At 37.0% G+C, this 19447-nt stretch carries 20 protein-coding genes, 1 tRNA gene and 1 pseudogene; 4 read left to right on the forward strand and 18 right to left on the reverse strand.

Annotated features, from left to right (window positions below):
• Positions 1 to 42: 42 nt before the first annotated feature.
• The 17 genes and pseudogenes from AC3KZC_RS15025 to AC3KZC_RS15105 form a co-directional block, all read right to left on the reverse strand.
• The gene (locus tag AC3KZC_RS15025) at positions 43 to 597 is read right to left on the reverse strand and encodes a hypothetical protein (protein WP_490577727.1); all 555 of its coding nucleotides are present in this window, start codon (positions 595 to 597) and stop codon (positions 43 to 45) included.
• The gene (locus AC3KZC_RS15030; protein ID WP_490577728.1) at positions 584 to 1165 is read right to left on the reverse strand and encodes a hypothetical protein; all 582 of its coding nucleotides are present in this window, start codon (positions 1163 to 1165) and stop codon (positions 584 to 586) included. The genes AC3KZC_RS15025 and AC3KZC_RS15030 overlap by 14 nt, the downstream gene beginning before the upstream one ends.
• On the reverse strand, positions 1158 to 2306 hold the full coding sequence (locus tag AC3KZC_RS15035) for a hypothetical protein (RefSeq protein ID WP_490577729.1): 1149 nt from the start codon (positions 2304 to 2306) through the stop codon (positions 1158 to 1160). Before AC3KZC_RS15035 ends, AC3KZC_RS15030 begins: the two co-directional genes overlap by 8 nt.
• 1 nt (position 2307) lies before the next feature.
• Positions 2308 to 3192 (reverse strand): type II secretion system minor pseudopilin, encoded by an 885-nt coding sequence (locus AC3KZC_RS15040; RefSeq protein WP_490577730.1) that lies wholly within the window; start codon positions 3190 to 3192, stop codon positions 2308 to 2310.
• A 1-nt stretch (position 3193) separates the two neighbouring features.
• On the reverse strand, positions 3194 to 3775 hold the full coding sequence (locus AC3KZC_RS15045) for a hypothetical protein (RefSeq protein WP_490577872.1): 582 nt from the start codon (positions 3773 to 3775) through the stop codon (positions 3194 to 3196).
• Between the two features lie 21 nt (positions 3776 to 3796).
• Positions 3797 to 3880, reverse strand: a pseudogene (locus AC3KZC_RS15050) (prepilin-type N-terminal cleavage/methylation domain-containing protein); the annotation flags it as partial.
• The gene (locus tag AC3KZC_RS15055; protein ID WP_490577731.1) at positions 3873 to 4301 is read right to left on the reverse strand and encodes a PulJ/GspJ family protein; all 429 of its coding nucleotides are present in this window, start codon (positions 4299 to 4301) and stop codon (positions 3873 to 3875) included. The pseudogene AC3KZC_RS15050 and the gene AC3KZC_RS15055, both read right to left, overlap by 8 nt.
• Positions 4301 to 4744, reverse strand: coding sequence for a type II secretion system protein (locus AC3KZC_RS15060; RefSeq protein ID WP_490577732.1), 444 nt, complete (start codon positions 4742 to 4744; stop codon positions 4301 to 4303). The genes AC3KZC_RS15055 and AC3KZC_RS15060 overlap by 1 nt, the downstream gene beginning before the upstream one ends.
• A complete protein-coding gene (locus AC3KZC_RS15065) occupies positions 4744 to 5946 on the reverse strand; it encodes a type II secretion system F family protein (RefSeq protein ID WP_490577733.1) in 1203 nt (400 codons plus the stop codon). Before AC3KZC_RS15065 ends, AC3KZC_RS15060 begins: the two co-directional genes overlap by 1 nt.
• Positions 5946 to 7598 carry a GspE/PulE family protein gene (locus AC3KZC_RS15070; protein WP_490577734.1) on the reverse strand — a complete coding sequence of 551 codons (1653 nt, stop codon included), beginning with the start codon at positions 7596 to 7598 and terminating at the stop codon, positions 5946 to 5948. Before AC3KZC_RS15070 ends, AC3KZC_RS15065 begins: the two co-directional genes overlap by 1 nt.
• Positions 7598 to 8008 carry a type II secretion system major pseudopilin GspG gene (gspG, locus tag AC3KZC_RS15075; RefSeq protein WP_490577735.1) on the reverse strand — a complete coding sequence of 137 codons (411 nt, stop codon included), beginning with the start codon at positions 8006 to 8008 and terminating at the stop codon, positions 7598 to 7600. The genes AC3KZC_RS15070 and gspG overlap by 1 nt, the downstream gene beginning before the upstream one ends.
• 169 nt (positions 8009 to 8177) lie before the next feature.
• Positions 8178 to 9287: a UDP-N-acetylglucosamine--undecaprenyl-phosphate N-acetylglucosaminephosphotransferase gene (wecA, locus tag AC3KZC_RS15080; RefSeq protein ID WP_490577736.1), complete on the reverse strand. Its 1110-nt coding sequence runs from the start codon at positions 9285 to 9287 to the stop codon at positions 8178 to 8180.
• Positions 9288 to 9437: 150 nt separating this feature from the next.
• On the reverse strand, positions 9438 to 10442 hold the full coding sequence (locus AC3KZC_RS15085; protein ID WP_490577737.1) for a Wzz/FepE/Etk N-terminal domain-containing protein: 1005 nt from the start codon (positions 10440 to 10442) through the stop codon (positions 9438 to 9440).
• Between the two features lie 6 nt (positions 10443 to 10448).
• Complete coding sequence (locus tag AC3KZC_RS15090; RefSeq protein ID WP_490577738.1) at positions 10449 to 13091, reverse strand: SLBB domain-containing protein; 2643 nt, start codon at positions 13089 to 13091, stop codon at positions 10449 to 10451.
• Positions 13092 to 13206: 115 nt separating this feature from the next.
• Positions 13207 to 13986 (reverse strand): DUF481 domain-containing protein, encoded by a 780-nt coding sequence (locus AC3KZC_RS15095; RefSeq protein WP_490577739.1) that lies wholly within the window; start codon positions 13984 to 13986, stop codon positions 13207 to 13209.
• A 35-nt stretch (positions 13987 to 14021) separates the two neighbouring features.
• Positions 14022 to 14840, reverse strand: coding sequence for a mechanosensitive ion channel family protein (locus AC3KZC_RS15100; protein ID WP_490577740.1), 819 nt, complete (start codon positions 14838 to 14840; stop codon positions 14022 to 14024).
• A gap of 79 nt (positions 14841 to 14919) precedes the next feature.
• Positions 14920 to 15318 carry a YbaN family protein gene (locus tag AC3KZC_RS15105; RefSeq protein ID WP_490577741.1) on the reverse strand — a complete coding sequence of 133 codons (399 nt, stop codon included), beginning with the start codon at positions 15316 to 15318 and terminating at the stop codon, positions 14920 to 14922.
• A 104-nt stretch (positions 15319 to 15422) separates the two neighbouring features.
• Between AC3KZC_RS15105 and AC3KZC_RS15110 the strand changes: the two genes are divergently transcribed.
• The 3 genes from AC3KZC_RS15110 to AC3KZC_RS15120 all read left to right on the forward strand — a co-directional run bounded on the left by AC3KZC_RS15110 (position 15423) and on the right by AC3KZC_RS15120 (position 16714).
• A tRNA-His gene (locus AC3KZC_RS15110) sits at positions 15423 to 15498 on the forward strand.
• Between the two features lie 125 nt (positions 15499 to 15623).
• A complete protein-coding gene (locus AC3KZC_RS15115) occupies positions 15624 to 16196 on the forward strand; it encodes a YceI family protein (protein WP_490577742.1) in 573 nt (190 codons plus the stop codon).
• A 2-nt stretch (positions 16197 to 16198) separates the two neighbouring features.
• Positions 16199 to 16714: a DUF1285 domain-containing protein gene (locus tag AC3KZC_RS15120; RefSeq protein ID WP_490577743.1), complete on the forward strand. Its 516-nt coding sequence runs from the start codon at positions 16199 to 16201 to the stop codon at positions 16712 to 16714.
• A gap of 61 nt (positions 16715 to 16775) precedes the next feature.
• On the opposite strand, the gene rpmE is transcribed toward AC3KZC_RS15120, so the two are convergent.
• Positions 16776 to 16991: a 50S ribosomal protein L31 gene (rpmE, locus tag AC3KZC_RS15125; RefSeq protein ID WP_490577744.1), complete on the reverse strand. Its 216-nt coding sequence runs from the start codon at positions 16989 to 16991 to the stop codon at positions 16776 to 16778.
• Between the two features lie 253 nt (positions 16992 to 17244).
• On the opposite strand from rpmE, the gene priA reads away from it, so the two are divergent.
• Positions 17245 to 19422 (forward strand): primosomal protein N', encoded by a 2178-nt coding sequence (gene priA, locus AC3KZC_RS15130; RefSeq protein WP_490577745.1) that lies wholly within the window; start codon positions 17245 to 17247, stop codon positions 19420 to 19422.
• Positions 19423 to 19447: the final 25 nt, after the last annotated feature.

Raw genomic sequence — 19447 nt, forward strand, 5'->3', positions numbered from 1 at the left:
AACGACTGTTAAAAGATGCTAACACAAACAAAACGTTAGCTTTTAATTAATTTCATACATGGTTAGCAGTATTGGTTCTGCAATACCTTTGGTTAATTTAATTTGTTTATTACTATTAATTTTAACGAGATAATCATGAAGCAAAGCTCCATTTTCTATTTGAATTAGCTGCTGCTGGTTTTCTTTTAGATTGTGTTCATTAATCAGTACTTGGTATTTAGGTTTTGATAGATTTAACGACTCCACCTTTACAATCGCTTTTAAAGTTAATGCATAATCACCTGAATACACTGTTTGTAAAACCCCTTTCTGTGCTTGCTGCTCTTCTATCGATAGACCTAGCGGCTGTTCATTTAGGGCTTGTTCGGATTGACTTTTTGGTGTGAGGCCTTGGTACTGAAGTTTAATTTCATTGAGATAACCTTGATTCAAAATCGGCGTTATTGTTGCTAATTTATTTTGATTCTGCATTACTAAGTCAAGATTTTTCACATCACCAGAATCTGGTAAAAAACGTAAATAAAAATCAGCAGCGCATAAAATAAAAACGCTAACAACGATAGCTAAAGATGTTCTATTGATTTTATTCAACCGCATTTGCATTCTCTTTAGAATTAATATTGGCATACATTGATAGTAAAAGCCGCCCCCCCTTCACAAAACCTAATTGATTTTCTACATCGCCAACAAATGAGATGTGGAACTCATTTATTTTGACCCAAGGAGTGGAGTTCTCTAAGGTAATAAATACATTCTGTATTTTATGAAAATCACCATCAAACGTTAAATGTAAACGATATTCGATTAAACCTAGCTCATCCACTTTTGAAGATGTTTGCCAAGCAACGTTTGTTAAAAACAGGCTGTTTTTATCAAATAGTTGCTCAACTTTCTTTTGTTGTTCTAACTTAAACTCTGCCTCAGTTTTCGATTCAAAAAATAAAGGCTCTAACAAGCTCAACTCTTTAGTTAATGACTCATTTTGTAGTAAAAAATAATCTTTATTTTTTACTAACTGCTCAATTTTACCATGCTTTTTTTCAAGGGCTACATTTTGCTCGTTCAAGTCATTTTGCCACTCAATAAATGGCAAAAAAACAAACTTTGTAATAACTAAAAGCAACAAAATGACGAGTAAAAACTTATTGTTTTTTAGTTCATTCATGATTTAATGCCTTTTGCACGTCACTTGATGCACTTAACTTTTCAATTTCCACATCTGATAATGAAAAACTTATAGCAAAAAACTCACCATATTGATTCTTCATAACTGGGAAGTCGAATTGAGCACTTTTAACCATTGAGTGCGAGCTAAGTAAACTTAATACATCTGTTGCTTGCTTTGCCGTCCCCCTTATAACAAAACGCCCTTTATCTAAAGATATGTTATCAAATTTTGTTTTACTAAAATGCTCTGCCATTACATCCCAAACAGGTGACGTTACATGTTTATCTGATAAGAATTTATTAATTGCTAAATACCGAGTATTTTGCTCTTCAAGTGTTGCCTGTAAGGTGAATACCGAATCAATGCTTTTTGTTAATTGTTCAACCTTTGAATTTAATATCCAATTATTGGCATACAGGTAGAGAGTAGAGGCCATAACATAAGCAAATAGCGTAAAGGCAAAAGGGTAAATGAGCGCTTTAACCTTATCTTTCTGCAAAGGCTTGTGTATGTAAGTAAAAAATGATGGTAAATACTTAAGCACATATAAATAATTTCTGCTTGTTAACTCTTCAACAAACTGTTCCTTATTTACTTTTATTACATTTAAATCGGATACAGCACCAATTGAATATAAAAAAGATGTTGCATCTTTAATTACCGGGGTTTTTAAAGTCGAGTATATACAACTATCTTTTTTTATAACGTAAAAAGGATGCACAGCGCCTACTTCATATAATTCACTAGTATTTTTTTTCAGCATAAAAAGAAAAGTTATAGGCAAAGTAAAGACAGCTGAAGGTACCTTTTTTTCAAAAAACCAGCTATTTACATGTGACTGATTATCTTTTTTAAATTGAACTACTGACTTTATTAATCCATTTTCAGCATTTAACTTTAATAATTTTTTTAAGTCTTTATTACTTGTGACTGGATATTGTTCTTTCTTTTCGGTGTAGCACTCTCTTCCAACAATAAGAAACAAAATCTTATTTTCTACTTTAGAAACTTCTTGAAGCTTAAAAGCGCCGTCTAACTCACGAAATGCATGTAACGAACCATCATAATAATAGATATATTTAAATAATATTTTTTTTATCACATTTAGCTTTTTTAAAAATCGCTGCCAATAAAGCATATTAATACTCGATCACTTTGAATACATTAAAAGGTAAACTTTCACCTTCAGCATAGGGATTTAAGTTCATATATATTTTTTTTGTTGCTTTTGAACCTTCAACATTTGCAGCAAGCTGAATCATTAAATAGTTTGAAGTATAAAAATACTGCCTATCATTTTCACTAACCCCGGTTAGATCGGTAAACATATCCAGACTTAGTTCACCCTTTTTCCTTGCATTTAAAACTAATTGTAACGCATTGTCATCTTGAATTAGTGCAGATAAAATATCTTCATGGGCATTTAATATGCTTAATGCGCCAGTCTGATAAATAGTACCTAAAGCTATTAATTCATTTTTAATCACTGGAGACAACGATTTTATATTTTTTACATCAGCTAAAGAGGGTATAGCACCATTTCTAATTGTGTAATTTGATGTGCTTTCTTCCAAACCGTTTACCCGAGCATCTGAATCGAGATCCTGCCAGTCAAGTAATATGTCAACGACTTGATTCGACTCTATATCGTCCAAACCTTTATTTATTAGCACTTTTTTTAGCAGATCTTGATTTATAAAATGTAAATTTAGTAGTCCACTCTGGTCTTGAATGAGCACTTTAACATTGTCGTTAAAGTCAAAACTTTCCCCATAAAAATTCCAAATAGGAGAATCACCGATAAGATTTGATGACATTAATTCAAATTTATTTCTAGTCAGCAAATCAAATAAGATCTTCGATTCTGCACTATGTAACCTCAATTGAGCTTCAACCTTATTATTAAACTGATAAGCTTGTTCAACTTGGCTTTTTGCTGAGGAAATAATAAACAGGACTAATATTGACAATATAGCGACTATCAATAAAGTTTGTATCAGAGCAATTCCGTTAGACGTTTTCATCTTAGTGGTCCCTATCAAAATAAGGAGACATCCATTTTTCTGGCTCTGAGTCGAAATCGGCTCTAAATACTAACCGATGCTTATTTCTAGATAAAGATAATTCAAGTTTCTGTGGCATGTATTGGCTCTGCACCCCTGAATAAGAGGATGTCCACTTTTGCTGGTGTTTAATTTGATCATCATTTTTATGAAACAAGTGCTGCCAACCAAAATAACTAAACTCCACTTGCTCTAAATTATCAAAAAGAAGAATGCTCCTATCAAATTTGATAGTTTGCTGCGCATTAGTAAGCACAAACCTATCTTCACTCACTGATTGATAGATTAAGTCATACAATCCCAAATCATTCTTAATAGCGCTAATCTTAAATATTTCATTACTTCCGTTTGAGAAAATACCCGAACTAGTTATACCAAAAAGCGAATCTGATTTACCTATGAAAAAAAATACAGGCTTTTTTTCATCTAGCACTACTGTGGGTACAACGCCCTTAAGTAAACTGGAAGTCAAATCGATTTTTTTTGCTATATCAAAGGATTCATTAAACTCACCAAGCTCTTTATCCCAACGGGTAACTAACATTTTGTATACATATGTCCCAGTAAGCATTAAAGAAGACAAGATAGTAATGACGATCATCAACTCTATAAGACTAAAACCAACAATAGACTTTTTTCCCCTAAGCATCTGACCAACTTAACTCTTGATATTTATATGTTTTTTTTAAAGAAAGATAATTCATATCTAAAGTTACATTCCATAACTTATATTTCAAAGGGGGGGTGATATAACCACCTGAATCAACATTAATTTTTTTTGGTGCAGCTTCATGTTTAATTAGCTCTGCGGTCCAAGAATATTTAATCTCGAATACATCACCTGAACCGCTCAACGTCACTTCATTTAAATGAATATCACGTACTTTTAGTCTAACCTCTTCAATTATCAGAGTAACAACTCGACTTACTTTGATTTGTTGGTTAGATTTTTCGCTACTAATAAATGCCCCTCGATATCCAATAGTGACTATTGTTATTGAAGTAAACATAATAACTGTGGCTATTAATATTTCAATTAATGTAAAACCCGCTTGAATACGTGTCGACATTATTTATTTTCGCTTAAATTAAAATCAAAATTAATCGACTCTGAAAAACTCACTTGTACTTGTCTATTATTTAAATAAACATCTAATGTATAAGGTTCTATATAACCTTTAGCATTAATGGTTAGATTTTCGTTTTCAAAAACTAAATACTTATATTCTATTATAATTTCCTCATAAGGATCAGTTTTTTTAATAGACAGCTTATTTTCTGTTAAAAATAAATCGAATGAATTACCAGTTAAATATGCTTTATTACTTAAATTTTTTATTAGCCGTTGAAACGTTTTAAACTCATTTTTCACTTGAACTTTTTCGACTTGCTCAATGGCTAAAGGCCCAACCATCGATAACAATAATGTAACAACAATCATTACTATCGTTAGTTCAATAAGCGTAAATCCATTCTCTTTGGGGTCACTTGAACATGCAATTAAGCTAGTCATTAAAAACCGACATCATTTAAAGAAACCATACTCAGTAGCATAACTACAACCACACTGCCCACAAAGCCGCCCATAAATAAAATCATTAACGGTTCGATTAGGGTAGTCATTTTTGTAGTCCAGCTTTCAAATTCTTGGCGTGAGCGGTTTGCAACTTCATTAAATACTCGCTCTAAATTACCCGACTCTTCACCAACCTCAAGTAATGATATAAAAAAATCAGGGTAAAGTGAGGTTTGTTTAAGGGCGGGTGTAAGGGCACTGCCTCGCTTTACTTTTTGTTTTACGATTTCCATTTCGCGGCGCAGTTGATGGTTTTTAATGTTACCAGCTGAGAGGCCCAATGCTTTATCAATGGGTACACCGGCTTTTACCATCATGGCTAAACCGCTGTTAAAGCGAATGCGCTCAATAGTTACAATCGCGGTTTTGATTACAGGCAGTTTAAGTGACGTATTTTGCCACCAAGCCAAAAATTTAGGCCGTTTTGCAGCGGCAATAATGCCAAATACACTAGCAATTAAGCCAATTAAAAGCAGGCCTTGATACTGCATCATCCACTCGCTACTGCTGAGCATCATTTGGGTGTACCAAGGTAAGTCTTTGGCGTCGGCAAACATGCTCGACATTTTTGGAATAATAAAATTAAAAATAAAGACAATACTTAAAATACACACAAAGAAAATAACACTTGGGTATGTTAGTGAGCTAATGATTTTGCTACGTAAGTCGCGTTTAAATTTTAAATCTTTGGCTAAATCAGCAAAAATTTCACTTAAATTACCCGACGCTTCACCTAATTCAATTAGGTTGCAATAAAGTTCATCAAATACTTCAGGGTGTTCACGACACGCATCTGATAAATTATTGCCTTTTTTAATGCTCTGATTGAGTTCATTGAGTAATTTAGCCAGTGCAGGTTTTGCTTTAGTTTTACGAATGATGTCGATACCGCGGTCAATTTTAACGCCCGATTCTAATAACAAACTCAGCTCAGCGGTTAAAAACTCTAAATCGGCCAGATTTACTTTATCACCAAAACTCAATACGCTTTTGCCAGGCTCTTGATAGAGTTTAATTTCTGAGGGTAGTAAACCCTGTTTTTTCAGTAATTCGAGGGCATGAGCTTGGTCGATGGCCTCAATTTGACCATCGGTTTTAGCACCTGAACTATCGTAAGCTTTGTAATTAAATAGTGCCATTAACCCGCAACTCGTAAGACTTCGTCAATGGTCGTTAAGCCTTGCACTGCTTTGTATAAACCATCTTCAAGTAATGTACGACGATTTAACGTTTGGTTATGCGCTTTGGCTTTGTTGATAAAATCGGCATCTTTTGGCATTGCTTTAATTGCATCGTCACAGCCTAAGTATTCAGTGACAGCCATACGGCCTTTGTAACCGGTATTAGAACAATGATCGCAACCGGCCCCTTTGCGTAAATTAATTTCACCTAAATCAAATTTATGTGCAAATGCATGTAAGTCATATTTTTCGATTAATTGCTGCGCTTGCGGGTGTGGTTCGCTGCATTGGCTGCAAATTTTACGCGCCAAACGCTGTGCAACTATCGAGACTAAGGCAGCATTGAGTAAAAATTCCTCTACCCCTAAATCAAGTAAACGAGTATAAGCGCTGGCAGCATCGTTGGTATGCACAGTTGAGAATACTAAGTGACCTGTTAACGCTGATTGCAGGGCTATTTGGGCGGTTTCTTTATCTCGAATTTCACCAAGCATAATGATGTCGGGATCTTGGCGGACAATACTTCGAAGGCCAGCAGAGAAGTCAAAACCAATGTCGCTGTTAACTTGCACTTGGTTAATGCCTGGCAATTGATATTCAACAGGATCTTCAAGTGTGATGATTTTTACATCATCATTATTCAGTGCATTTAAAAAAGTATACAGTGTGGTGGTTTTACCTGAACCAGTCGGGCCGGTTAAGAGCACTACACCCGCTGTGGTGCGAATATCTCGCTGGATCATGGCTTCGATATCAGCCGATAACCCGAGTACCGACATTGCATATTGCACATTGTCTTTACGTAAAAAACGCATTACCACGGATTCGCCATCGTTAAGCGGGAGTGCTGATACACGAATGTCGATTTCTTGATTTGAGATTTTCATCTCAATTTTTCCATCTTGTGGACGGCGCTTTTCAGCGATGTCCATCCCCGATAAAATCTTTAAACGCGTGACGATTGGCAGCTGCATTTTTGGCGCTAAACGCTCAACTTCATGCAATACCCCATCAACACGATAACGTACGCGGTAACGCCCCTGATAAGGCTCAAGATGCATATCTGATGCGCCTTGGCGCAAAGCACGCGATATTAAAGAGTTAAGCAGGTTAACTGTGGGTGCTTCGGTTGCAAGCTCACGTAGCCTATCGTCTTCATCACCTATAAATTCAGAGTTATCTTCTTCTACCGTATGTTGCTCATATTGGCTAAGTAAGCTTTGAATATCAGATTCGGTTGCGATAAATAATTCAGCATTAATATTTTTTTTGCTAAGCCATTCGTTAATGGTTAATTCTAAAGGAAACACACACGCAAACTGCCAGTTATTACCTTCAACTTTTAACGGCAACCAATTTTTAGATAACAGCAGTTTGAAGTCTTCGTCGGCAATTTTTGGCAATAGTTGTTCTTGCCAAAAAAACAAGTCGAATAAAGGAATAGCTAAATAACGAGATAGGAAATGCGGTACTTGGTCATCAGGCAAACTACCCATGTTAACCAATATTTGCTCTAAACGACCGCCAAAACGCTGTTGAAAACTAAGCGCACGCTCAAGGTCTGCTTGCGTGATAAAAAATTCATCACGCAATAATTGTGACATATCCATCAATTGTGAACTATATCTGCGTTGCTGTCTTCGCCGCCAAGCTTACCATCGGCACCATACGACATGATGCTATATGGGCGGCCGTCTTCACCTGGTATTTTATAGATATAAGGATTACCCCAAGGGTCAAGTGGGATGTCTTTTGGTAAATATGGACCATCCCAACGAGGCTCGGTGCCCGCTCGTAAGTCTTCTAATTTTTGTGGGTATTTACCTAAGTCTAAGCGATAAGTATCTAAAGCAGTTTCAAATGCTGACATTTGCGTTGCTGCAATGCCACGCTCTGCTGTACTTAATTTATTAAAAAACTTAGGCGCAACAAGCGACATCAACAAGCCTAAAATAACGATTACAATCAGTAGTTCCATCATAGTAAAACCCGATTGAGGAGCTAAATTTCTTTGCTTCATAATTTTTATAATTTCTATGTTTAACGGATGTAATATGGGTGTCGATACTAACAATATTGCAAGGTACTGTCGATGGGAGAAGATTGATTGAAATACTTTTTTGCGATTTGATACCGTAATAAAAAAGCCAAAGATTCAATACAAGAGAAACCTTTGGCTGTTTATAGCGCTACGCTTTTTTCTTGCGACGCCTTAAAAAACGCGCCACTTTCCAGCAATGTTGAATACAAGTTGAATAACAAATAAATACAGCAACAAATAACACCAACATAATCACATCAGGAACAGCTAATAACTCGCCAATAATACCAATTAAACTCATGGTCATTGAGAACATTACAATAACAGAAAGGGCGCTGCGTGATGTAAAACCAATGCGCATAAATACATGATGCAGATGGTCGCGATCGGCCATAAAAGGTGATTGCCCCTTTTTAACTCGGCGAATAATAATTGCCAGCATATCCATTAAAGGAATTGCAATAATCCACAGTGCGGTAACAGGCCTAAATGCGATGGTATGACCCTGCGTACCAACCATTAAAAACCAAACAATGCTCAAGCCAATAAACATTGAGCCTGCATCACCCATAAAAATTTTACGATTGCGATGCCCTTTTACACCTAAGTTAAAGGCTAAGTAAGGGACTATTGTCGCAATAATTATCAAAGGTAATGCCGCTAATGAAAAGTTACCGCTAAACATCATGAGTAAAAAAACTGAAACAAGTGTTGTGATACTCAGCGATCCTGCAAGGCCGTCGATACCATCAATCATGTTAAACGCATTTATGGCTGCAATCACGCAAACTATGGTAAACGGAATACCTAGCCAGGCTAAATCAATCGCACCGAAATAAAACAAGTTACCTAAATTGTGAATATAAACATCTGAACCCCACATCATCACTAAAGCAACAATGGTTTGAATACAAAGCCTTATTCTTACACCAAGCTGACGGTAATCATCTATCACGCCTAATACAACAATGGCACCAGCACATACTAAATAGCTGACTAACGATTTATCTAAAGGATAAAACATCAGTACCGACATCAATACGGCAACAAAAATGGATAAACCACCAATTAAAGGAATTGAGCCTATATGCTTTTTTCGCCCAGAAGGGACGTCGACTAAACCCACCTTAATTGCCAAAGGTTTAATGGTGAGTATTGCAAAATAAGATGCAAAAAAAGCAAAAAATACAGTTAATGTTTCAGTAAACATGATTTCAAATACAATTCCAATTGTGGTGAATATTGTAATACAGGCCATTAAAAAAACAAATCTAAAGGCTTAAATATTAAATTGTAAAAACAGCACCTTAGTGCACTAAATTAGAAACTAAGTTGGGCTAAAATACTTAATGCGCCTCTGTATGTTATTAAAAAACACCTTTAAAGTAGTTTAAAGTGAACATAGTAATTAATCTTTTTGAATAAAAAATCGAACTAATACCATGCTACAACCGAGCGCAAAACCAAAAATTGCACCAACAATACAAATAAAGGCTCTTTTAGGGCTATCTTTTAACTCTGCAACAACAGCTGGGTCAATCACTTTAAATACATATTGATCGCGCGCATTGGCCAACATTTTAGTTTGTTCTTGCTGCTCAATAAGCTGATAAAATATTTTTTGCATATCAGCAACAGCTGTTTGACTTAATGCGGATGTCAGATATGCAATACTTTTATTCGCTTCATCGATGTCATCTTTCTTAATTTTGGCATTGATTGCAATCACCAACTTATCGGCAATCTCTTTGGCGACATAAGGTGATACATGGAAGATAGAAATAGAAACCAAGTTCGATTTTTTATCTGAGTGTATCCATAGGTGCTCTTTAATAAATTTTTCATGCACTTCTTGCGCACTCGGCTCAGGTAAACGCGGCAACTGAGCCTCTCTTACCCAAGTATTTGACTCAGCATTATAAAGTGACGAATTATATGACACTTTATTTGCACCTAAATCCCAACTTTCTGCAGCCATAATCACAGGTTTAAAATTATTATTTTCAATAAAATCAGCAACAAAAGCGCGACTTTTTATAATTTCGAGGGCAAGAGCAGATTTGTCAACACCTGAAGAACCTAAATTTACACCTGCCATTGCAGCTAACCCACCAAATTGTGAATTTAATTTAGACATACCACTGTTTTGAGTATCATCGGCAGCGGTGAGTAACACTGTCGATTTATAAATATTAGGCAAAGATAACGCGTAAAAAACACTAAAAACGGAGCTTAATATAACCAAAAAAACTATTAATATTTTGCCTCGCCAAAGTGCGGATATTAATTGAGTTAATTCGATTTCATCGTTGATTTTATTTGCAACTGACTGCATTAATTTTTTATTCCATTTTTTTAAATAGTACTGATGAATGTGCTTCGCAATACGAATATTGCAAAGCCCATTAGACATAATTTACTACAATGCTGAGATAGCAGCCGCTGCCAAACCTAACTGATAAAGAATCTGTGTGGCTGTACTCCAAAGGGTCAGCTTATCCACATGCTCTGCATCAAGAGGTACAACTATGGTATCGCCAGGTGCTAAATACGTACCGCTATTGATTGAAAACCAACTACTTTCATTGGGCATCTGCACAGAGCCATTCGCTTTAATAATATAAACTCGTTCTTGATCTGCTCGCTGTTTATAACCACCACTGGCTGCTATATAAGCTTCAAGCGTCATTTCTTTATTAAACAAGTGTGATGTAGCTACATTCACTTCACCAATCACGCTAATTGTATTTTGAACAACTGGGATATATAACGCATCGCCATTTTCAAGCTCTAATGTTTGATTACCGGTATAAATATCATCAATATCAATAATCAAACGCCCCAAAGCTTCAACTTTAGCTAAGTCATCTAATAATTTGTTAGTATCGTCATAATTAAGAGAGGAGTCTGTAACTGAATTTTGAAAGCTTCGCGATGCAATGTCGCGCCGCAAATCATTAGATAATTTATTTAACTGGGCTTGTTCTTTTTCTCTGATTGACTCTCGGGTAAAAATAGCACCTTTTGGTGCAGAAAACTCAGTAAAACCGCCCGCTCGAGCAAGCACACTTTCAAGTGTCTCACCACGCTTGATAGAGTAAACCCCAGGAAACTTAACTTCCCCTAATATTTTAACCGATAAATCCCCCTGCCAGCTTGGTGATGAAAAAATATTAATCGAATCTTTGCTTGTTAGTTTATATTTTTCACTTGCTAAACCTTCTGAAATATTAAAAGTGAGGTGTTCGACTCCATTATTATTTTCAGTAAACCGAGTAATTTCTACATTCTCTAAAAATGCAGATTCCAGCAAACCTCCAGCGGCATCTATCGCTGAATTTATAGTAGCTTCACTCACCAAAGGATAAACCCCAGGATAACGGACATTTCCTTTAATTGCATATAGCTCAGCCTCGCTTCCTGAGAATGACTGTCCCTGTAACTTTAAAATAACAGGCTTTAATAGATAGTGGCGACTAAACTGTGAATATTCTTTTAAGTTACCTGCTTCATTTGTTAATAACTTTGTTAAATTGCCCTCTTTATAATTTTCTTGATTACTTTTATTAAATGAAGCCCCTATATAATGATGAAACTTTTCATTTTCGTATCGTTGCCACTGCTCAACCCTATTCTGTGTTGCTAACTGTTCTTCAGTGTAAGCCATCTTAGATAATACACGTTTTTCATCGTTTTTATCCTCATAACGACTAAATACAATCACACTATCTTTCGGTTTTAAAATAAAGTCTTCTCCGACATCTGAGTACAGATCAGTTAACGAAAACTGAAGAACTTCTATGTCACCTCGTATATTTTTTTCACGAACAATCAAAGAATAGTCAAAATCGGCAATAGGTAATACGTCTGTTTTTAATGAGGCTATTAGACTTGAAACAGTATCTCCTTCTTGCCACGCATAGTTACCAGGATGGGCTACAGCCCCTATCAATGTAACTACATTTTCAAGTTCTTTAGAGGATGCAAGCACATTAACAGCATCTCCATCTTGCGGTGTGTAATCGAGTGGTTTTTGTGTAAAATCGAGCGTTAACACAGTCTTAAAACTATTGTCATTAAAACGCTCAACCAGTGTTTTTTGTGGAAAAGCCTCAGCTTTAAAGCCTCCCGCCATTTTTATTAAATCGTCAGCAGTTTCATTTTGTTTTAATTCAAAAATTGCTGGGCGCTTCACCAAACCTGAAATAGACACTTGCTTGCCTACCGCAGGAACAAACACCACATCACCAGGCTTAAGCATTACATCGTCACTATTATCACCGTGGATAAGTAAATCGTAATAATCTAGGGTAGTGATTGTTTGGCCTGCGCGTTTTAATTGAATATTTCGAAGTGATCCAATGTCGCTAATACCACCAGCCACAAATAAAGCATGACTTAACGACGATAATGACGAAACCGTATAAGCACCTGGTTTATATACTTCACCTAAAACCATTACGCGCATCGAACGAAGTCGCCCTAAAGATACAAAAGCCTTTACACCGATAATTTCTTGCGAAATTTTTGCTGTAATAAGCTCTTTTACCTGTGCAAAACTAAGGCCAGCAACGAGTACAGGTGATAAGTCAGGAATGGCTAAACGCCCCTCACGATCAACTTCAACGTCATAAAGCTGATTTTCTTTACCATATAAATTAATTTGAAACTCATCACCACGCCCTACAATATAACTGTCAGGTATCGCCGACATTTCACTTGGCATAAATGACATAGGCTCGCCAGCAAACAAGTCATAGCCAAAAGGTTTAAGCTCTTGTGTTTTAGGTTTAAATTTTAGTTCTAGCTTATCCTCTTCAGACAAAACATCTTCTTGACGAGGGAATACTGAGATGTCGTCACCATTATTTGTATCGGTGCTTTTTTGAGATTTTTTATTTAGCGTATTCGCATCGATACCATATTGTTTTGCCAGTATCGCTTGCTGCGCCTTTGGTAGCTTTTTAAATTGTTCTAATTGTTGCGGGGTTGGAGTTGCGGCAGAAGCCTCGGCCATACCAAATAACATCAGCACGGAAAATATTAAGCTTAAAAGTTTCACGCAAATCCCTTCTAAAAAAATTTAAATTTAAACAAAGAGCCGTATTCTACCTGACTTTAGCCATAAAAAAAAAGGGAGCATTTGCTCCCTTTACAAATAATAACAATTTGAGCCTTTAGAAATTGTAAACCAAGGTCAGTACTGTTTCTGTATCTGTATTTTCTTTATCGTCAGCAACATCGCTATTATGGGTAACGTTAAAGCCAACTTTCATTTGCATAGAGCCATTGATTTTAGTTAACAAAGCAGTCTCTGAATGTGTTTTGGTGTTTGTTTCACCATATTCAACTTGCACTGTTTGCCTAAAACGGGCGCCTTCACTAATTTGCCATTTGAAGTTCAGCATACCTAACGCAATGATCTCACCATCATTATCACCAGCAAGTGAATTTCCGTTTGAATCTTCGGCGGTACTGTTATCTGCATAACTAAAAAATTTATAACCCGGACCGACTTCTGCATCCAATGTCATATTATTTTCTTGATAAAAGCGCGAACCATAACCTAGCGATGCTACAGACTCAGTACGATATGCACCGAATGAATCAGATAAATGCGAACCGTATAAGTACAAGCTCGAATGTTTATCAGAAATGTTATAACTACCTTTGGCTGAAGCAAAATATTTTTCATTGGTACGTTGCGTCGTTTTCAAGCCACTTTCAAGTGTTACTTCATCTTCTTCATACAGGCCATCAAGTTTATACTCATTTACCCAATCTTCTAGGGTATGCTGGGCTGTAATTGCGCCCTTAAAAGTATTCGTCTTAGTATTACCACTGGTCAGAATCAAACCTAATTCACTCGATACTTGCCAATTTTTATTTTCTTCGGATGCAATAGCCTCGCCCTGAAGCGTTACTAAAACAACCGTTGCTAATAATATCTTTTTCATTAAAAAACCTTTTACTTCACATACTATTGGTTAGATTATGCGTCTTTGTGTAAATGCACATCCATTTGTGGGAACGGAATAACAATATTCGCATCGTCCAGTGCAATTTTAATGTTTTCCATTAAAGCAAAATAGGTTGGCCAATAATCACCACTATTCACCCAAGGGCGAACCACAAAATTAACACTTGAGCTTGCAAGTTCTAATACCGCAACTGTATAAGCAGGGTCTTTTAAAATACGACTTTCAGCGTTTAGTACGCTTTCAAGCACTTCTTTAGTTTGTTTTAAATCAGCACTGTAACTCACACCAATGACTAAATCGATGCGACGAGTTGCTTCGCGAGAAAAGTTTGTAATTGGGCCGCCCATAATGGCAGAGTTAGGCATAATAATAACTTTGTTATCTGGGGTCCGTAATTCAGTAGAGAATATTTCGATTTTTTGCACACTACCTGCTTTACCACCCGCTTCAACATAATCACCGGCTTTGAATGGGCGCAAAATAATAATAAGCACACCCGATGCAAAGTTAGAGAGTGATCCTTGTAGCGCTAAACCAACGGCTAAACCGGCAGCACCTAAAATAGCCACGAATGACGTTGTTTGAATACCTAGTTGTGACAGCGCCATTAAAATAACAGCAGCAAAAACTAATGCATGTACAATACTTGATAAGAAGCTCGCAACCGCTTTATCTATTTTGCGTTTTTCTAATCCTTTAGCGGTTAACTTACTAACGAACTTAGCTACTTTATTACCAATAATAAAAATAATAATGGCTAATATTATTTGTATTCCATAGTGAATTAACATATCAGAGTTATTTGTTAACCATTCTAACGCTTTATCCATTTTTATATTCCTAGTTTGTTTTGTAAATTTAGCTATTTATTATATCTGAACTTTATTTACAGAGTTATTAAAAAGTTAATTAATTCTTAACCTTTGGGTTGATTTTATTTACCCTATTTTTATCTTCAGGTCGGCTATATATAAACCCCATCACACAAACCATGATAAGTAACACTGCAAGCTTTAACCCAAGATGAATAGATAAAAATAATATACTTAGCATACAAACAAGCAATGCAATAATTGCATACCTTTTCGCTTGTTTATTGATCACACCATATTCTTGCCACTGCGTTATTAGCTGCCCAAAAATTGGATGCGCAAGTAACCAGCCATGCAATCTTGGTGAGCCTTTCGAAAAACAATAAGCAGCCAGCAACATAAAAGGTGTGGTTGGTAGTAAAGGTAAAAACACACCTATCAAGCCAAAAAACACACCCACCATGCCTGCAACAGTCCAAAATGTATATTTAATCATCGAATAAAAGACTTTTATAAAAAATAACAAAAAAATACTATCATAGGTCTTCACAAGGTCAGTAGTTTTATGTATTATGCGCGCCACACCAAACGGTGTTTGTGGCGGTTGTAGCTCAGTTGGTAGAGCCCCGGATTGTGATTCCGGTTGTCGCGGGTTCGATCCCCGTCAATCGCCCCATTTATTTCCTCCCCTGCATTACTCACTCGTATTAAATAATCAATTGTTAATCTCATCGTTATTTTGTAACGACGTAATAACTGCTAAACTGCGCTAGAATTTTTTAATTTTGGATTATTAGCATCATGTTAAAAGCGTTACTCTGCTCAGCCCTTTGCATTTCTAGCATGCCATTATTTGCACATTGGCAGATTGATAACAACCTCAGCCGTGTTAATTTCGTTTCCGTTAAAAAGAATACCATTGCTGAAGTGCATTCATTTAAAAAAGTGTCTGGTGAAATTGAAGATGATGGCTCATTTGAAATGGACATTGATTTAACCAGCGTTGAAAGCTTAATTCCTATTCGCAATGAGCGCATGCAAGAGTTTTTGTTTCAAACAAAACAATTTCCAACCTTAAAGCTTACAGCTGATTTAAAAGATGTTTTAGCCAAAACTAAAAAAGGCCAATCAGCCATCTTTAATATTGACGCAACCATTAATCTACATGGCGTCAGTAAAGTAATTAACACTGAGGTATTACTCACTCATCGTGTGACAGGTGAATTAACGGTTGCCTCTATGATGCCTGTTATTATCAATGCCGCTGATTTTGGCTTAAGTGCAGGCCTTGATAAACTTCAAGAGTTAGCCACTTTACCTTCTATCGCCCAAGCAGTTCCGGTTTCATTTGTATTAACGCTTGAAAAACACTAGCAATGAATTTGTCGGCACTTAGCCTGCAACTAGAAGGTGAGATCCCACCACTCGATACTTGGGATCCACCTTATTGTGGTGACATTGATATTTTAATTAAAGCAGACGGCACATGGCATTATCATGGCACACCAATCACACGTTTGAGGCTCGTTAAATTATTCGCCAAGGTGCTGATAAAAGAACACGACGAATATTTTTTAAAGACACCAGCCGAAAAGGTGAAAATTTCAGTCGAAGATGCGCCATTTTTGATTGTTAATTGGTATTTAAGTCAAACAGAGCAAGGCGATGTTATTTGCTGCATTGATAATTTAGAGCGAACTTTTTTACTAAATCAAAGCCACCCATTATTATTACGCGAATCAAATCAACAGCTTTTGCCATACCTTCAATTACACCATGGTTTAACCGCTAAAATTAACCGCACCACCTATTATCAATGGGCAGAAATAGCAAAGCAGGTAGGTGATGAGTTTTTGATTAACTCGGCAGGCATTGAGTTTCAACTTGGTTAATCTTTATTTTAGAGACAAAAAAAGCACCCTTAGGTGCTTTTTTTTGGACATCAACAACAAATTATTTTTTGCTGCTAAGTGCGCCAAAACGCTTGTTGAAGCGATCAACACGACCACCTGTATCAAGAATTTTTTGCTTACCAGTGTAGAACGGGTGACACTCAGAACATACGTCTAAGTGAATGTCTTTACACAAAGTAGAACGAGTTTCGAATTTGTTACCACATGAACAAGATGCAGCAATTACTTCGTACTTAGGATGGATATCTTTTTTCATAGCAAACCTCAGTTAAGGCCGTATCGCTCTCCAAACCCGAAGTCTGGCACCATACGTTGTTAAACAAATGTAGTTAGGGCGCGTATATTAGACAAAAGCGGCCCACTTCACAAGATTTATATCCTCAGTCAAGTTAAAAACTCTAACTTAAAGGATGTCTTTGTCATAAGCTGAATTATTTCGCGACTCGCCCTTTAAGTAGAGTTGTGGTTATAATCACTGTTAACTGATTGGTGGGATTAAAAATTATTCAATGAAAATTGTCGAAGTCGCGATAAAAGTGCCTTTAAACAGAACGTTTGATTATCTCGTGCCTGAGGATCTTAATACTGATATTTGTGCAGGAATGAGGGTTGAAGTCAATTTTGCCAATCAAAAAAAAATAGGGATTGTTCTGGCTGTTAAAACACAATCAGACTTTGCCCTCGAAAAACTAAAACCCATTGCAGCACTTATCGATACTACCCCCGTTTTTCAAAACGATATTCTCAGTTTATTAAAATTCGCGAGTCAGTATTACTGTTTTCCTTTAGGTGAAACCTTACAATTGGCACTGCCCACGTTACTGCGACAAGGAAAAAGCCCAGATAAAACCAGTGTACTTTATCTTGACCTCACAGCTGATGGCCAAGCAACAACAACGCTTCGAGGGGCAAAACAACTGGCTTTAATTAAACAACTACAAGCATCGGGTAAAACCCCAGTCACAGAAATAAAAGCACTCGGCTTTGCCTCTGCAACAATTAAAGCATTATTAAAGCAGCAATTAATTCATGAGTTTGTTGAACATGATAATTGCTGGCAAACCACCGAAATCATCGTAAATAACGCTTTAAAACTCAATCCCGAGCAAGCCATAGCATGTGCGGCAATCAAACAAAATACTGGCTACCAAACCTATTTACTTGAAGGCGTCACCGGCAGTGGTAAAACGGAAGTTTATCTGCAAGCGTTAGCCGATATTTTAGCCAAAGGAAAACAAGCGCTCGTGCTCGTACCAGAAATTGGCTTAACACCCCAAACGGTTAATCGCTTTAGACGTCGCTTTCCAAATATCCCAATTATGCTTTGGCATTCCGCCCTGACTGATAGTGAACGGCTGCAAACATGGCGTTACTGCGAACAAGGTAGCTGTGCAATTGTGATTGGCACACGCTCGGCTATTTTTACTCCTTTTGCACATTTAGGGATGATCATTGTAGATGAGGAGCACGATAGCTCGTTCAAACAACAAGACAGTTTACGTTACCATGCCCGTGATTTAGCTGTGTACCGAGCGCATCAAGCTAATATCCCTTTAATTTTAGGCACTGCAACGCCCGCTCTTGAAACACTGCATAAAGCGCTGAACGGTAAATATCAATTACTGACCTTAAACCAAAGAGCGCAAACCGCGACCAATAATCAATATTCCTTAATTGATATGCGTGGCCAGCAAGAACAAGCAGGCATTGCACAGGCTAGCTTAAGTGTAATAAAGCAACACCTAGCAAAACAAAAACAGGTCATGATTTTTTTAAATCGCCGCGGGTTTTCTCCTACTTTAATTTGCCATGAGTGTGGCTGGCTCAGTAACTGCAAACGCTGCAGTACTAGCGCGACTTACCACAAAGGGATCCGCAGTTTAATTTGCCATCATTGCGGCGAACAAGAACGCCCGCCAATGCAATGTCCTGACTGCGGCAGCACACAAATATTTCCCGCAGGAAAAGGCACTGAGCAAGTCGAAGACTTTTTAGCAGAACAATTTGCCGACATTCCTATCAATCGAATTGATCGTGATACCACGCGCCGCAAAGGTAGCTTAGAAGAAGCACTTGAAGAAATTAATACCCCTGGCGCACGCATTTTAATTGGCACACAAATGTTAGCCAAAGGGCATCACTTTCCTGATGTATCACTAGTTGTGATCCTTGATGTCGATTCAGGACTTTACTCTTTTGACTTTAGGGCTACCGAGCATTTAGCCCAGTTAATAACACAAGTATCAGGCAGAGCTGGACGAAGTGGCGAAGCCGGTGTTGTGCTATTGCAGACACACTTTCCTGAGCACCCTTTATTGCAAGATTTAATTAATAATGGCTACCAAGATTTTGCGCGCTTTGCCCTAACAGAGCGAAAATTGACAGCATTTCCACCATTTAGCCAACTGGCCTTAATTCGAGCCCAAGGGCATGATGCAAAGTTAGTGCAGGCTTTTTTAAATGATCTCATCCCCAGAACTCCGATTAACGCAATTGAATTACTTGGCCCCCTCCCTGCACCGCTTGAAAAAATAGCAGGGCACTATCGCTATCAACTCCACATTCAAGCAAGTAATCGTACTCAGTTACACCAATACTTAACACAATTAGTTGATTACCTAAACACCAGCAAACTCGCTACAAAAGTACGCTGGCATATTGATGTTGACCCTATCGATATGAATTAAAGCCTCCTTGGTAAAATATCAGCAA

Source organism: Pseudoalteromonas sp. J2K-J031 (genome assembly GCF_058197095.2).